The 16,883-nt window shown below is 64.9% G+C and carries 7 protein-coding genes; 6 read left to right on the top strand and 1 reads right to left on the bottom strand.

Annotated elements, in window-relative coordinates; translation table 11 throughout:
- The gene (locus V474_RS09405) at positions 1-1,320 is read right to left on the bottom strand and encodes a glycosyltransferase family 4 protein (protein ID WP_169795046.1); all 1,320 of its coding nucleotides are present in this window, start codon (positions 1,318-1,320) and stop codon (positions 1-3) included.
- Positions 1,321-1,699: 379 nt separating this feature from the next.
- On the opposite strand from V474_RS09405, the gene V474_RS09400 reads away from it, so the two are divergent.
- The 6 genes from V474_RS09400 to V474_RS09375 are packed head-to-tail and all read left to right on the top strand — an operon-like array spanning position 1,700 to position 16,867.
- The gene (locus V474_RS09400; protein WP_059151240.1) at positions 1,700-2,899 is read left to right on the top strand and encodes a glycosyltransferase family 4 protein; all 1,200 of its coding nucleotides are present in this window, start codon (positions 1,700-1,702) and stop codon (positions 2,897-2,899) included.
- A gap of 3 nt (positions 2,900-2,902) precedes the next feature.
- Positions 2,903-4,066, top strand: a complete 1,164-nt coding sequence (locus tag V474_RS09395) for a glycosyltransferase family 2 protein (RefSeq protein ID WP_059151239.1) — start codon at positions 2,903-2,905, stop codon at positions 4,064-4,066.
- Complete coding sequence (locus tag V474_RS25550; protein ID WP_148649339.1) at positions 4,063-4,656, top strand: hypothetical protein; 594 nt, start codon at positions 4,063-4,065, stop codon at positions 4,654-4,656. The genes V474_RS09395 and V474_RS25550 overlap by 4 nt, the downstream gene beginning before the upstream one ends.
- Positions 4,653-9,332, top strand: a complete 4,680-nt coding sequence (locus tag V474_RS09385) for a MupA/Atu3671 family FMN-dependent luciferase-like monooxygenase (protein ID WP_201786017.1) — start codon at positions 4,653-4,655, stop codon at positions 9,330-9,332. The genes V474_RS25550 and V474_RS09385 overlap by 4 nt, the downstream gene beginning before the upstream one ends.
- A gap of 16 nt (positions 9,333-9,348) precedes the next feature.
- Complete coding sequence (locus tag V474_RS09380) at positions 9,349-15,858, top strand: type I polyketide synthase (RefSeq protein WP_059151236.1); 6,510 nt, start codon at positions 9,349-9,351, stop codon at positions 15,856-15,858.
- Positions 15,818-16,867 (top strand): glycosyltransferase family 2 protein, encoded by a 1,050-nt coding sequence (locus V474_RS09375; protein ID WP_236711030.1) that lies wholly within the window; start codon positions 15,818-15,820, stop codon positions 16,865-16,867. Before V474_RS09380 ends, V474_RS09375 begins: the two co-directional genes overlap by 41 nt.
- The last annotated feature ends 16 nt before the right edge of the window (positions 16,868-16,883 follow it).

Genomic DNA, 16,883 nt, shown 5'->3' with positions numbered 1-16,883 from the left:
TCAGCGGGCCACCTGTAATGAAGACGAGGCGGCCAGGGCCTCGCTGGTTGTTTTGGGGCGGGCGCAAATGCGGCCCGAACCTTCGGCGGCTTCCTTCAGTACGCCAAGCACAGCCCGCGCCTTGTCGGCCCAGCCGTGCCCCGCCTGTTCAAGATGATGTCGCGCGGCGTCGCCCATCGAGCGGCGCAGTTCGGGTGATGCGGCCATGCGCGCCATGGCGGCGGTAAGGCCGTCTATCACCGCCTGCTCGGATGTCGGCTTCACCAGCAGCGCACAATCGGGCGCAGCATATTGCGCGGCCCCGCCCCAGTCGATGCCGATCACTGGCAGTCCCACCGCCATGGCCTCCATCATCGCCATGCCGCCGCATTCGCGTAGCGACGGAGTGACGTAAACGTCCGTTTCTCGCAGCATTTCCTGATAGCGATCACGGTCGACGCGGCCGTGCAGAATAACCTTGCGGGTAAGCCCCTCGCGACGCACCTGTTCGCGGATCTCCTCGAACAGTTCGCCATCACCGACCAGATGCAACATGCTGTTGCCCGACCGTGCCAGCGGAGCGAAGGCGCTGACCAGCAGGCGAATGCCCTTCCAGTCGACGAAGCGGCTGCAGAAGATGAAGGACGTGGGCTCGTTCGCGGCCTTTTCTGTGACCGGGCGCTGAACCCAGCGTTCGAGGTCGACCGCGCTTTCCATCACTTCGTGGACTTTGCCGCGAATGCCACCGGGCAAGGCGGCGCGGGTCTGCTCGTTGGCGACGATCAATGCGGCGGCGCGCAGCTTCCCGGGAAACAGACGGTGCAGCGCGGCGGAGCCGAAGCGGGCTGCGGCGATGGAAAGGCGCACCACGGGGCCGTCCATGCGCCGGAATGCAGGCGGCAGGTTCATGCCCCCGCTCATCGGGCCGATGACCACCGGCGCGCCCAGCCCGTGCATGAAGCTGACCGCCGTTGCCGCGATGGGAGCCGGCTGGAACACCACGTCGATATCGAATTTGCGCACCATGTCGCGGGCGATGCCGCGCATGTGCCACTGGGTAACGATCTGGATCAGCTGGTTGAAGACCAGGTCCTCGACGCGGTACGGAAACCGCCGCCCCAGCCGGAACAAAAAGTTCTGCAGCGGCCTGTCCTTCACGAAGCGGACGCGCGCGAACTGGTCGGGGGGAAGATCAGCCCGCAGGTCTTCACGAACCCGCTCGTGACAAAGCAGATGCACATCCTCGCCTCCCGCGACGAACTGCTCGAAATAGCAGCAGGGGAGCAGGGTTTCTCCGCTCAGCCGCAGAGAGATATTTTCGGCAACCAGCAAGATCCGCATGTTCGTCTCCGCCAGACCCTCGGCACGCGCCATCACGGCACTACTGGCCCGGCGGCGTCGGCAGCCCCACGCTATCCGTCATCCGGGCTGCACCACAGTCTACGATCTACGTTGGCCAATATCGGAAGGGGGAAGGACACCACTGGCTTTCAAGGGGCGATAAGGTTGGATGTTATCCCGCAGCGCAGCACGGCAGTATGATCGAAAGACCGCGCGCGCCGCGCCACGTGAAGAGGAAGAGCATGCCCTTGCGCCTTCAGTTTCGACATCCCACCCCGGCCGCGTCGCTGCAAGGGTTTCCGGAATGACCCGTGTTGCCGGCGAGGAGCCGCTTTGTGGCCGGCCCGCCCCTGAGTCGGCCGGACCTTGCAGGACCCGCGTGGCCTATCTGACGAACGTATATCCCAAGATCAGCCATAGTTTCATCCGCAACGAGATACTGGCTCTCGAGCGCATGGATTTTGACGTCATCCGGATGACCATCCGCGCGTCGCCCGACGTGTTCGCTGACCCGACCGACGAGGACGAGCGCGCGCATACAACGACGCTGCTGGACGGTAACGTAGTGGGGATGCTGTGGTCCGCCATGACCAGGCTTGTCCGGCAGCCGCGTGCTTTCCTTCGCGGATTGTCGGTGACTGCGGCGACATATCGCCGCAGCAGCCGGGGCATTGTAAGATGTGCCGCCTACTTCCTGGAAGCATGTCGTCTCGCCGACCGGATGGATCGGGCGGGCATCCGTCACGTGCATGTTCATTTCGGCACCAATCCCGCAACGGTGGCCCGCATCGCCAGCCGTCTCGGTCAACTTAGCTATAGCCTTACGATGCACGGGCCTGACGAATTCGACGCGCCCGAAAGCCATGAAATCGGCGAGAAAGTCGCCGACGCCCGCTTCGTGGTTGCCATCAGCGCATTCGGACGCAGTCAGATCATGCGCTGGTCGGCACCCAGGGACTGGTCGAAGATCGCGGTGGTACGCTGCGGCAGCGATCCCCTGTTCATGCACGCGGTGACGCCGATCGTCGATACCGGGCTGACCGACAATTGCCTGGTCTGCGTTGCGCGGCTCAGTCCGCAAAAAGGTATCATGCTGCTGATCGAGGCGGCCGCCATCGTGGCGCAGACGCATGTGTTCCGCCTCAACATCATCGGTGACGGGCCGATGCGCGCAGAGCTGGAAGATCAGATCAGGGCCCGCGAGTTGGAGGATGTCGTCACCTTGAGCGGCTGGCTCGATCCCCGGAGCATCTGGCGTGAACTACTCGCCTCGCGCGCACTGGTCTTGCCCAGTTTCGCCGAGGGCTTACCCGTGGTCATAATGGAAGCGCTGGCGATGGGGCGGCCGGTGATCGCCACTGCGATCAGCGGCATCCCGGAACTGGTCGACCGCGATACTGGATGGGTCATCCCGGCAGGCTCGGTCACCGCGCTGGCCGACACCATAATCGCCGCCCTGGAAGCGCCAAGCGAACAACTGCGCGCAATGGGAGAGTTGGGCCGTCAACGCGTCCGGGCCGGGCATGACATTGATGAGAACGTGCCGGACCTGGCTGATCTCCTGCGTCCGTTGGCTTAGGATATGATCGATATTCTCTGCTGGGTGCTGGTCGCCATTGTCGGAATTCCGCTGCTCATGCTGGCGGTGGAATGCCTGCTAGGGGCCTCGCCTTCGGTAAAAGCACCCTATATTTTGCCCCCTCCATTCACCGTACTGATACCGGCGCATGATGAAGTAACCGGCATCGCCGCCGTGATACGCGCGGTGCGCCTGCAACTGCGGCTCTGCGACAGGGTGCTGGTGGTAGCTGACAACTGCACCGACGGCACCGCCGCCATGGCCAAGGCCTGCGGCGCCGAGGTGGTGGAGCGCAATGACCCCGATCTGCGCGGCAAGGCTTATGCCCTTGCCTACGGGCGTGAAGCGCTGCGTCTGCAGCCGACCCCGATCATCATTGTCCTGGATGCCGATTGCCTGCCCACAAGGGGCGCCTTGCCCCGCCTCGCTGCGCATGCGGCGGGCAAGAGCGCGGCCGTGCAGGGATGCTATCTCCTGACCGGAGCACCAGACGCGACACCGCTGGTGCGGTTTTCCATCTTTGCCTTCCTCGTCAAGAATCTGGTGCGCCAGACTGGCCTGCAACGCCTTGGCGGCGGTGCCCTGCTGCAAGGTACGGGCATGGCCTTTCCTTGGCCGATGTTCAACGCCGCGCCGCTGGAAACGGCCTCGCTGGTGGAGGATCTCAAGCTGGGGCTCGACCTCAGGCTGGCTGGACGTCAGGTGAAATTCGATCCGCTGGCCGTCTTTACGAGCAGTGCAAGCGCGGAGAGCGCCACCCAAGGCCAACGCACCCGCTGGGAGCATGGCTCGGTCACGACCATGGCCCAGTACGTGCCCCGCCTGATAGCCGCTTCCCTTCGCGGGCGTCCCGCCCTGCTGGTGCTGGCAGCAGACATTGCCGTACCGCCGCTTGCGCTGCTCGCCAGCATGATGGTGCCGATCTGCGCGCTGCTGGCGTTGATCGCGATATTCACCGGCACCTTTGCACCACTGCTCGCGCTGTTGGGGTCAGGCGCGGCGGCGACGGCGGCGCTGATGCTCGTTTGGTTCCGCTTAGGGCGCGAAATACTGCCGGCTGCGATGGCGCGGCAACTGCCCCGATACGTCCTGTGGAAATTGCCGATCTATCGCCGCCTTGCCGGTGCCAGGCAGACCCTCTGGGTGCGCACCAGTCGCAAGCCTTGAGCGAGACGCTGAAGATCGATGAGAAGCGATCGTGTAGTGCAATTACCGTCCGCGCGACTGCGAGGGGTATTCAGATATCCGAAATTTCAGGCGTAATCGGAAGACTGGATTCGCGCCCTGCGCAAGCCCAAAAAATTCGCGAAACACAAGTAAAAATTGATGTGGTGATAAGTAATACCGTAAAACATGAAATAACGATCCAGCCAAATTCGTTTTACAAAATGGCAGGCGATCTCCGAAATTTTGATCGACCATCAACAACGCATAATCATGCGGTGGAGGGGCAAATGCGTCTCATTGTTTCCAGTTTTCTGATTTCCGTTGCCTTGATGGCAAGTTCCCCGGCGAACGCCGCCGGACATCCCACCGGCGGCGATGCACATTGCACTGTCGACGTAGCGGCCGGCCATGTCCAGGCTGCACGCGAAGGTGATACCCCCCTGCTGTTGCCGCAGGGGGCCTGTCCCCCGGTAGCAGCAGGGCCGGACTGGAACGTCGACACCTGGATGCTGGCGATGCTGCTTCTCGGCGCGCTCGTGGTTGGCGTCCCGGCTTCGCGTCGTCGCTCCGTACCGGTGGTGTTTTCATGACATTCGCCGGCCCCGCATCGGGGATGGGCATGAAATCGCGCTGCGTCCTCATCGGCTCGGAAAGACTGCTCATCGAATGTGCTGCAAAGCTCCGGGATCGCGGGCATGACATCGTCGCGATCGTCAGCGACCAGACCCCGATCCTCGACTGGGCGGGTCGGGAGTTCATACCGGTGCTGGAAACGCCGTCGGCGCTGATCGATGCGGGCCTACCCGCCTTTGATTACCTGTTCAGCATCACCAACCTGCGCCGTTTGCCGGCGGAAATCGTGTCCTTGCCGCTCCGCGCCGCGATCAACTTCCATGACGGCGTGCTGCCCGGTTATGCCGGACTGAATACCCCAGTCTGGGCGCTGCTCAACGGCGAAACCCGGCATGGAATCAGTTGGCACCTGATGACGGCAGACATCGACGCGGGCGACTTGTTGCTGACCCGCGCGGTTGACCTCGACGCCGAAGACAGCGCGCTTTCGGTTAACACCAAGTGCTTCATCACCGCGCTCGACAGCTTCGACGCATTGATTATGGGCCTGGAAACCGACACGATCAAACCACGCCGACAGGACAATGCGCCAGGCCAGCTCTATGGCCTGACCGCCCGGCCCGCCGGGGCCGGGATGATCGACTGGAATGGCGATGCCCAAGCGATTGCGCGGGTCGTGAGGGCTCTCGACCATGGCAGCTATGCCAATCCGCTTGGCTCGCCGAAGCTCAGTATTGACGGACAGGTGCTGCTGGTCGGCAAGGCTTCGATCCAGCCTGCCTGCTCGGGACTGCCCGCAGGCACCATCGTCTCGATCCAGGGCGAAGAACTGGTCGTGGCTACCGCCACCCATGACTTGCGGATCGGCGCGATCAGCACTTGCGGCGGCCTGCCCTGCCGTCCCGGCGAACATGGCCTGCAACCCGGTGCACGGCTGGAAAATCCGAACCTGCAGCAGCGTGCGGACCTGTCGACGCTGAATTCCGCCGTCGGCAGTTTCGAACCCTGGTGGCGCAAACGGCTTGCCCGCCGCGAGCCGCTTCTGCTCCCGCATGTCGATCGCAGCCAGGCGGACGCTGCGCCAGAGATGGTCCACTGCGACCTTGCGGTCCCTGGTAGCGAAATCGCTACCCCCGCGCGGGAGCGCGCCGTGCTGGCGGCGCTGGTCGCTTGCCTTGGCCGCATTACCGACAAGCCCCGATACGACCTGGGCTATAGCGACCCGATCCTGACGAGCCAGTACGGCGGGCTGGAGGCATGGTTCTCGCCCCAGTTGCCGCTGGGTATCGACATCGATTTCTCTTCCGGCATGTCGCATCTTCGCGAAGCGCTCTGCACTGAAATCCGCCAGATTCGCCGACGGATCGGCCATGCCGCAGACCTGTTCGCACGCAGTCCCGAACTGCGGGGCAGCGGCGCTGAAGACCCCTCCACCTTGCCCGTCGCGATCCTTCTGGTCGAGGACCTTGACAAGGCAGTCGCCCGCCCGGCCGCAGACCTTACCATCGCCCTCCTCTCGGACGGCAGCGCCTGCCGCTGGTTCCACGATCCTCGCCGCCTCGACACAGAGGCCATCGAGACGATGCAGGCCGCCTTCCTGGCATTGCTGGCCGGCGCCGATGCCGATCCCGACCGTCCGGTAGGCGAACTGCCGCTGCTGGCGCCGGATCAACTGCGCCGCGTGGTCGAGGACTGGAATGCGACCGACGTGGAAATCCGCCGGGACTTATGTATCCATGACCTCTTCGCGCAGCAGGTGGCCCGCACCCCAGATGCCCCGGCGGTAACCTGCCGCGACCGGACGCTGACGTATGCCGAGCTTGATGCCCGGTCCAACCAGCTTGCGCATCAACTGCGTGCGCTTGGCGTCGGCCCCGACGTGTTGGTAGGCCTGAACGCAGACCGTTCGGTCGACCTCGTCGTTGCTTTGGTGGCGATCCACAAGGCAGGCGGTGCTTACGTGCCGCTTGACCCTAGCTATCCGCCCGACCGGATCGCCTACATGATCGCGGATTCCCGCGCGTCGATCATCGTCACCGACAGCGCTCTGGTCCACGCCCTGCCGCCGACCGACGCGACGATCTTGTGCCTCGACGGAGATTGGCCCTTCATCGCAGAGCGTTCCAGCGACCTGGTTCCGGCGCTCGCCGGGCCGGAGAACCTGGCCTATGTGATCTACACCTCGGGCTCCACCGGCAAGCCCAAGGGTGTCATGGTGGAGCACCGCAATGCGGTGAACTTTTTCGCGGGCATGGACCGCAAGCTGGAGGCCCCCGGCACATGGCTGGCGGTGACCAGCCTCAGCTTCGATATCTCGGTGCTGGAACTGTGCTGGACGCTCACCACGGGCTTCCACGTCGTCCTTGCCACGAACGACGATATCAAAGCTGCCCCGGCAATCGCCGCGGTACAGACGCCGATCGAGTTCAGCCTGTTCTACTTCCCCAGCGCCGATGCCAGCAGCGCTGCCGACCAGTATCGCCTGCTGCTGGAAGGTGCGAAATTCGCGGACAATCACGGCTTTACCGCCGTCTGGACGCCGGAGCGGCATTTCCATGCGTTCGGCGGTCTATACCCCAACCCTTCGGTTGCCAGCGCGGCGATTGCCGCGATCACCAGCAACGTGCAGATCAGGGGTGGCAGTGTGGTCCTGCCGTTGCACCATCCGATCCGCGTGGCCGAGGAATGGTCGCTGGTCGACAACCTTTCACAAGGCCGCGTCGGAATCTCCTTTGCCGCCGGATGGCAGCCCAACGACTTCGTGCTGAACCCTGAGAACTTCGCCGATCGCAACGCCGTAATGATGCGCGGCATCGATACGGTGCGCGCCTTGTGGCGGGGTGAGACGCGGCCTTTCCCCGGTCCGCTTGGCAAGGACGTGGAAACGGCGATCTACCCGCGCCCGGTCCAGCGCGAGCTTCCAGTGTGGATCACCTCGGCAGGCAACGTCGATACTTTCGTGTCGGCAGGTACGGCGGGCACCTTCGTCCTCACCCATCTGCTGGGCCAGACGGTGGAGGAAATGGCGGCCAAGGTCGCCCGCTACCGCGAGGCATGGAAAGCCGCAGGCCATCCCGGCGAGGGTCATGTCACGCTGATGCTACACAGCTTCGTCGGCAACGATGCCGATGCCGTACGCGAGGCGGTGCGCGGGCCGATGATCGCGTACTTGCGTACTTCGACCGATCTGGTGAAGAAGTTCGCCTGGTCGTTCCCGGCCTTCAAGCGCCGCCCCGGCATGGAGGAATCGAGCGCCCACGCCGACCTCTCCAGCGTCACCGAGGCGGAGATGGACGCTCTCCTGGAATATGCGTTCGACCGCTATTACGACACCAGCGGCCTGTTCGGCACCCCGCAGGACTGCCTGGCGATGGTCGCACGGGTGCGGGCAGCGGGGATCGACGAGATCGGCTGTTTGATCGATTTCGGCCTGCCGGTGAAAGAGGTTCTGGACCACCTGCCCGCGCTCGACGCGCTGCGGCAGATGGCGAACCCGGGCCCCACGGTCCAGTCGGCCACGCTGCCCACGCTGATGGCCAGGCATGAGGTTACCCATCTCCAGTGCACCCCTTCGATGGCGCACATGCTGGTTGCCGACGATGCCGCCCGGGCGCAACTGGCGAAGCTGCAGCGCCTGATGATCGGCGGCGAAGCCTTCCCGCCCTCCCTCGCACACGATCTTTACGCGCTGGCCGGTACATCGGTCATGAACATGTACGGGCCGACGGAGACCACCATCTGGTCCGCCGTCCACAAACTGGACGGGGCGCCCGGCGCGGTGCCGTTGGGGCGGCCGCTCGCCAATCAGCAGGTCTTCATCCTCGACAGCCGCCAGCAGCCCTGCCCGCCGGGCATTCCGGGTGAACTGGTGATCGGCGGCGAGGGCGTGGTGCGCGGCTACCTGTTCCGGCCGGAACTGACGGCTGAGCGGTTCATCGCCCACCCCTTCCGCCCCGGTGCGCGGGCCTATCGTACCGGCGACCTCGCGCGGCAGCGCAGCGACGGTACGCTCGAATTCCTGGGAAGGCTGGATCACCAGATCAAGATACGGGGCTATCGCATCGAACTGGGAGAGATCGAGGCGGTGCTCAGCAGTCACCCCGAAGTGGAGCAAGCGATTGTCTCCGCCAGGGAGGACACTCCGGGGGATGTCCGGCTGGTCGGGTATTATGTACCAGCAAACGTTGCCAATACCCCTGTCGACGTACTGCGCGACCATATGCGCGTACATCTCCCGGAGTTCATGGTGCCGGCCCTGTTCATGGAAATGCGGGCTCTGCCCCGCACGCCCAACGGCAAGGTCGATCGCGGTGCGCTGCCTGCCCCGCAGAGCGGCGCGATTTCTCCCGGCGGCGACTATGTCGCGCCGGGAGACGCCATGGAAGAGCGAGTGGCGACCATCTGGCGTGAGGTGCTCAAGCTGGACAAGGTCGGCACCCGTGACAATTTCTTCGACATCGGCGGGCATTCGCTGCTGGCGGTTCAAGTGCACCGCCAACTGCGCGCCGCACTCGACCGGCCGCTGCCGCTGACCGACATCTTCCGCTTTCCCACCGTCCAGACGCTTAGCGCGCATTTGTCGGGAGGCGCGGAAGGCAATGCGGCGGTGATCGAAGGTCAGGCGCGGGCGGCGGAACGGCGCGCGGCACTCGACCGGCGCCGCAGCATTCGGGCGCCGCTGGCAACACGATAACGGGGTGAGACAAGGCATGTATCGCAACGACGAGCATTTCGGGGGGGAATTTCCTGCCGCCGGCGGCGAGGAGCCAGAGAACGCAATCGCCATCGTCGGCATGTCCTGCCGTTTCGCCGGGGCGCGGGGGATCGACGCCTATTGGGACCTGCTGCGCGGCGGCGTCGAGGGAATAGAGCACTATTCCGAGGAAGCCCTGCTCGCCGCCGGGGCCGATCCGCGTATGATCGCCCGCCCCAACTACATCCGCGCCGGCGCGCCGCTGGCGGACATGGAATGCTTCGACCACACCCTGTTCGGGCTAAGTCCGCGCGATGCGGCGATCATGGACCCGCAGCACCGCCATTTCCTGGAATGCGCTTGGGAAGCGATGGAGGATGCCGGCCACGTCGCGGACCGCGTGCCGGGCGCCATCGGCGTCTTCGGCGGCACCGGCCACAACGCCTACCTGTTCAGCAACCTGTTGACGAACCCCAAGCTGGTCCGCGATGTTGGGCCGTTCCTGCTGCGCCACACCGGTAACGACAAAGATTTCCTGTCGACCCGCGTATCCTACCTGCTCAACCTCAAGGGGCCGAGCGTCAACGTCCAGACGGCGTGCTCGACCTCGCTGGTGGCAATCCACAGCGCGGTGCAGAGCCTGCTGAACCGCGAATGCGACATGGCACTGGCCGGCGCCGCCTCCATCGAACTGCCCCATGCTCAGGGCTACCTTTACGAAGAAGGCGAGATCACCAGCGCCGACGGCCACTGCCGGCCCTTCGATGCGGATTCGACCGGTGCCGTGTTCGGCAGCGGCGTGGGCATCGTCGTGCTACGCCGGCTTGAGGATGCGGTAGCCGACAACGACCATATTTACGCAGTGATCCGCGGCTCGGCGGTCAACAACGACGGGTCGGGCAAAGTCAGCTACCTCAGCCCCAGCGTCGATGGCCATGCCGGCGTCGTCAGTGAAGCGCTCGACGTGGCTCAGGTCGATGCCCGCAGCGTCGGCTATGTCGAGGCGCACGGCACCGGCACGCGCGTGGGTGACCCGATCGAGATCGCCGCGCTGAGCCAGGCTTACCGGCGCCATACCGCCGACACCGGCTTTTGCCGCATCGGCTCGGTGAAAGGCAATATTGGCCATACCGACACCGCTGCCGGGGTGGCCAGCGTTATCAAGGTGGGCCTGTCGCTGCACCACGGCGCCATCGCCCCGACGCTTCACTACTCCCGGGCCAACCCGGCCTGCGAGTTTGCAGACAGCCCTTTCTCGGTAGCAGGCGAATTCCAGCCCTGGCCCCGCCTTCCCGGCAAGCCGCGCCGCGCGGGTGTCAGCTCACTCGGGGTCGGCGGGACCAACGCGCACGTCATCATGGAGGAAGCCCCGCCGCGTGCGCCCGGCAGTGCCGGCCGGACGTGGCAGGTACTTACCCTGTCCGCCCAGACGGCTACGGCGCTGGAGGCTAATGCCGCCGCTCTGAGCGATCACCTGCGGGCGGATCCGAAGGTAAACCTGGCGGATGTCGCATTTACTTTAAGTACTGGTCGCAAATCCTTGGCATATCGCAAGATTGTGGTCGCACGGGACGGAGCTGAAGCTGCTGAGGCGTTGGCCCAGCCCGCCAATTCAAGGCCGCGCAAGGCCGTCACGGGCAGCACAAACCGTTCGGTCGCTTTCCTGTTCTGCGGCGCCGGCGCCCAATATACCGGAATGGGCGCGGAACTCTATGCCAGTGAGCCGCAGTTTCGCGCGGTGATAGACGAGTGCCTGTCCCATCTGGGACGCGAGGAAGGTGCGGCCTTGAAAGGCTGGCTCTACCCGGATGCCCCGAACGCCGAGGAAGCGGCACTTGCGATGCAGCGCCCCTCCATCGCGCTGCCGCTGCTGTTCTCGGTGCAGGTCGCGCTGGCGCGGCTTTGGATCGCCTGGGGGGTGAAGCCCACCGCGATGATCGGCCATAGCTCGGGCGAATATGCCGCCGCGCACCTGGCCGGTGTGCTTAGCCTTTCCGACGCCCTGACCATCGTGCGCGCCCGGGGCCGTCTGTTCGAGACGGTGCCCGGCGGCGCCATGCTCAGCGTGCCGATGGCCGAGGCGGACGTTGTGCCCCTGCTCCTGCCCGAACTTTCGATCGCGGCAGTCAATGGCCCCCAGCTGGTCGTCGTATCCGGCCCTGCCGCCGCCATCGCCGCTTTCGCCGAAGAACTGACCGCGCGCGAAGTGGAAAGCCAGACCGTAGGCATTTCGGTGGCGGCGCATTCGGCCATGCTCGACCCGGTCCTGGATGCGTTCAGGAAAGTGCTGGCGGCGGTCAAGTTCAGCCCCCCCACCCTCGCTTTCGTATCAAACCTGACCGGTGACTGGATCACCGCCGCGCAGGCGACCGACCCGGAATACTGGGTAACGCACCTGCGCCAGCCTGTCCGCTTCACCGACGGTCTGGCGCGGTTGCTGGGCGATCCCGACCGCGTACTGCTGGAAGTCGGCCCCGGCCGGGTCCTTTCGAGCCTCGCCCGGCAGCACCCGGACCGCAGTGCCGACCTGCCGGTCCTAAACAGCCTCCCCCACAAGGATGAGCGCAAGTCCGGCGATCTGGCCCATGTCCTCGATACGCTGGGCAACCTTTGGGCTGCCGGCCTCACCCCGGACTGGGACGCTTACTGGGCGGCAGAGCGGCGCTGCCGCCTGCCTTTGCCCACCTACCGGTTCGACCGGCAGCGGCACTGGTTCAAACCGGGCACGGCTGCACTCGCCGCGCTGGAACCCGAGATCGCGCCGGATCAGCCCCTTCCCCGCCATGTGGATATGGCAGACTGGCTATACGAGCCAATCTGGCACCGCGCAGGCCAGGAGGCAGTCGCCGCACAGGACGGCGTGACGCTGGTGTTCGAGGACAAGACCGGGCTTGGCGCCGAAATTGCTGCCAGCCTGCGCGGGAAAGGCCAGCGCGTCATATCCGTGCGGCCGGGACGGCGCTTTCGCCAGTTGGGCGACGAGATGTTCGAAATCAATGTTCGCGCCGCCGAGGACTACAGTCGTCTGGCCACGACGCTTGCGGATCGCGATCTCGCGCCCGCCCGCGTCTATCACCTCTGGCTGGTAACCGGCGAAACTGCGCACGATGCCGCCGCTTTGCAGGACCTTGGGCTGCACAGTCTGGTTTTCCTGACCCAGGCACTGGGAGAAGGCGACACCGGCTCGATTGCCATGACGGTGGTCTCCGACGGTGTTCAGCGCGTCTGCGACGAGGAAGGAATGGTGCCCGCCAAGGCCACTATCCTTGGGGCCTGCCGGGTCATCCCGCGTGAATATCCCGAAATCCGGGTGCGCAGCGTCGATATCCGTCTGCCCCGCCGCAACGGCCCCGCCTGGGCCACATTGCGCGACATGCTAGTCGCGGAAAGCGACCAGCCCGATGACGCCGAAGTCATCGCCTATCGCGCCTCCGAGCGCTGGACCGCGAGCTTTGCCGCAGCCCGGGCGCCGGTCACCCCGCCGATACCGGCCGATATCCAGTTGAAGCAGGAGGGCGTGTACCTGATAACCGGCGGCCTTGGCGGGCTGGGCATGGTGATGGCCGGGCACCTTGCGCGGACCCGTAAGGCCCGGCTGGCTCTGCTGGCACGCCGCGCCTTGCCGCCGCGCGCGCAGTGGCAAGACATCATGGCCCGCGCCGGAGCGGATCCGGTGGCCCGCACGATCCGCAAGATCAACGCGATCGAGGCAGCCGGCGGCGAAGTCATGCTGATCGTTGCCGATGTCTGCAATGTTCGCGCGGTGCGCCGGGCGGTGAAGCAGATCCACCGGCAATGGGGCCCGATCGACGGCGTGTTCCACACCGCCGGCGTGATCGACGATGGACTGCTCCAGCTCAAGACCCGGTCATCGGTAGACCGCGTGCTATCACCCAAGCTTCACGGAACGCTTGCGCTGGACGCGGCCCTCAAGGATGAGCAGCCCGAATTCATGCTGCTGTTCTCATCGATCAGCGCCTTCGCCGGGATACCTGGACAGGTCGACTATGCGGCGGCGAATGCCTTCCTCGATGCCTACTCCCAAAGCCGGCGCGACGATGTGACGAACGTCGTCTCCATCGCCTGGAGCCGCTGGCAGGACGTGGGAATGGCAGCGGGCCTCGCGGAACAGGCCGCACCAGACCGGGCGACCGCGCCACTGGGTGCAGGCGAGGTTATGGACCATCCGTTCCTGCACACCCTGCATCGCCTGTCGCCATCAGAGGTGATCGTCGAGGGCGCGCTTTCGCCCGATCGCCACTGGCTGCTGGATGAACACAGGCTGGCAGACGGCAGCGCCCTCATCCCCGGCACCGGCTTTCTCGAACTGGCGCGTGCCGCTTTCGACAGCCTTGAGGCCGGACCGAGCGAATTAGCCGACATCCTGTTCCTTGCGCCCTTCGCCGTCCCCGATGGCGAGAGTCGAACCTTGCGCGTCCACATGCACCAGGAGCGCGACGGCGACTGGCATTTCGCCATCCTCGGCCGCGCCGCGAACGGCGACGCCGATCAAAGCTGGACCGAGCATGTCCGTGGTACGGTCCGCCGCCTCGCCGCCGCACCCCTAGCGCCGCAGGACGTGCCTGCACTGCTGCAACGCATGCCTGCCGAAGGCAATGCCGAAGCACTTGTCGATGCATCGTCGATGATGCGCTTCGGGCCGCGCTGGCGGTCGGTCCGGCAATTGCGCACCGCAGAAGGTGAGGCTGTGCTGGAACTGGCGCTGGACCGGCGATTCGCCCACGATCTTGCGCATATCGCGCTGCATCCAGCCCTGCTCGATTTCGCGACGGCGGGTGCTCAGTGCCTGATTCCAGGGCGCCGAGCGGGCCAGGATTTCTTCGCGCCTGCCTCGTACGGCGCGATCAAACTCTACCAAGCCTGCCCTGCCCACCTGTTCAGCCATGTCCGTTGCCGCCCTGCGACAAGCGATGCCATTGCCGTGTTCGACGTGACGCTCCTCGACCCGCACGGCAGGGTAGTAGCTGAGATCGCCGAATTCACGATGCTCCAGCTTTCGGACACCGCCCGGCTTTCCGGCGCCGAAACTGCGGCTCCGCGCGCGGCGAACAGGCTGCTTCCGCCAGAACCGGCGAGTGACGGTCTGGTTTCGGCCGAAGGCGTGGCTATTGTCGAGCGCCTGCTGGCGGGCTCGCGGGCCAGCCATGTCATCATCTCCCCTACCGACCTGCACCAGACGTTGGATCGGATCCGCGCGCCCTATCAGCCGGCAGCGGCGTTCGAGCGAGACGACGAAGCCCCCGGCGGCGATCCCCCGGCGACCGCTGCCGAGCGCATCATCGCTGAAATCTGGAGCGAGATGCTAGGCGTAAGACACATCCAGCGCAGCGACGACTTCTTCGACCTTGGCGGCCACTCGCTGCTGGGCGTGCAGTTCATGAACCGCCTGCGCAAACGAACCGGCAAGCAATTGCCACTAGCGACATTGCTGGAAAGCGCGACAGTGGAGAAACTGGGCCGCCTGATCGATCCCGAAGGCGCCGCCGCCGTCAGCTCCAGCGAAGCGCCGGAGGAGGAGGTCGCCGCTAACAGAAAGATCATCACCATCCGTCCCGGCAGCCGGAAAACCCCGCTGTTCCTGGTCCACGACGGCCTTGGCGAAACACTGCTATACCGTGCGCTGGCGATGCGGATGGACCCCGAACGTCCGGTCATGGGCATCGAGCCAGACGTCTATGCCGGCGGCGCCTACCTGCACACCAGCATCACCGAGATGGCCAGCGCCTATATCGTGCGGATGCAGACGGTGCAGCCGCATGGCCCCTACCTCATCGCGGGGCTTTGCGCCGGGGGCGTCATCGCCTTCGAGATGGCCCGCCAGTTGCAGGACATGGGAGAAACTACGGCATTTGTCGGCATAGTCGATGCAGCGGACGTCGAAGCGCACAAACGCTCGTTCTATATCACCCGCACCCGCATCCAGCGCGTCCGGGCGCTGCTGCGCGGTGATGCAGGCGGGCCGCAGCCCAGTGTCGGCCTCCTGATGCGCCGCGCTGCCAACGCCGTCGTCTACGACGTATCGACCCGCCTCGAATGGATGAGCCGCACGCGCAAGGTCGCCCGCATGGCCGAAGGGCCAAGCGCGGCGAACGACGACATAAAGGTCGCTGCACCTAAACTGTCGTTCCTCCACCTTTACGAAGTCGCCCACCGGGCCCACCGTCCGGGCGGCCTGTTCGAAGGCGGCGAAGTGGTCCTGTTCAAGGCCATGCAGGGCACCGGCGCCGACGACGACGTTCCCTATTCCGATCTCTACACCGACTGCATCTTCGGCTGGGGCAAGCGGGTCGAGGGCGACGTAACGGTAGTCTCGGTGCCGGGCGGCCACAGCAGCGTCCTTCAGGAACCCAATGTGGATGTACTGGCTGGCGCAATGCGCGAGGCCATAGCCCGCGCCCGCCCGGACGAAGATGTAGTGCAGGAACCTATCCCCATCATGCCTGCACCCCCGGCTTCGTTCGATTTTGGGCGCAGGCCGGAGACGGCCCAGTTGCAAGTTCAGTGATATAATGGGGAACGCCCTCATGGAACACCAGCAGCGGCCGACCCTGATGGTCGTAATCGTGAACTATCGAACCGGAAATCTGGTCGTCGACTGCCTGGCCAGTCTGGAGAGCGAAGTTGCCGCCTACCCCGGCACCCGCGTTGTGGTGGTGGACAACGATTCGCGTGACGGTTCGGCAGACACGATTGAAACAGCGATTAAAACGCGGGACTGGTCGGGCTGGGCCAGCCTGATGCGATCTCCCGTCAATGGCGGGTTTGCGGCCGGCAACAACTTTGCGATCAGAGCAGCGCTTGGCGATGCAGCGGCGCCTGACCTTTTCTGGCTGCTGAACCCCGATACCCGGGTGCATCCCGGCGCCTTGAAGACCTTCCTCGATTTTTTCGAGGCCAACCCGACTGTAGGAATTGCCGGGAACCTGCTGCTCTACGGCAATGAAATGCCATGGCCTTTCGCCTTCCGCTTTCCGTCCATCCTGAGTGAACTGGAACGCGGCGCCTCCTTCGGGCCGCTCACTAAACTCCTGCGAGACCATTGCGTGGCCAAAGTCATGGGAACCGCCCCCGAACAGGTCGATTCCGTATCGGGCGCCAGCATGGTGGTCCGGCGCGCAACGCTCTATGCCGCTGGCCTGATGGATGAGGGATATTTCCTCTATTACGAAGAAACCGACTTCTGCCGAAAGGCGCTGCAGCAGGGCTGGAGTTGCTGGTATCTTCCCTCGGCGGTGGTCATGCACATTGCTGGCCAGAGCACAGGGCTAAAGGACAATCAGGACTCCCGTATTCCGCGTTACTGGTTCGATTCCCGCCGCCGCTATTTCATCGTTAACCACGGCAAGGGTTATGCCATCATCGCGGACGTCGCCTGGCTGGCGGGGCATGTGTGGTGGCGTTTGCTGCGCCGTATGCGATCGCGAAAAGACACGGTAGTTCCGTTTCTACTGCGGGACTTCATCGCACGATCCGCGTTGTTCAACGACGCACAAGCCTTGCCTGTGCGGGCCTGAAGGCGGTGGTTGGCGC

The sequence above is a fragment of the Novosphingobium barchaimii LL02 genome (genome assembly GCF_001046635.1).
GTDB classification, from domain to species: domain Bacteria; phylum Pseudomonadota; class Alphaproteobacteria; order Sphingomonadales; family Sphingomonadaceae; genus Novosphingobium; species Novosphingobium barchaimii.
This window is presented reverse-complemented; position numbering and strand designations above follow the sequence as displayed.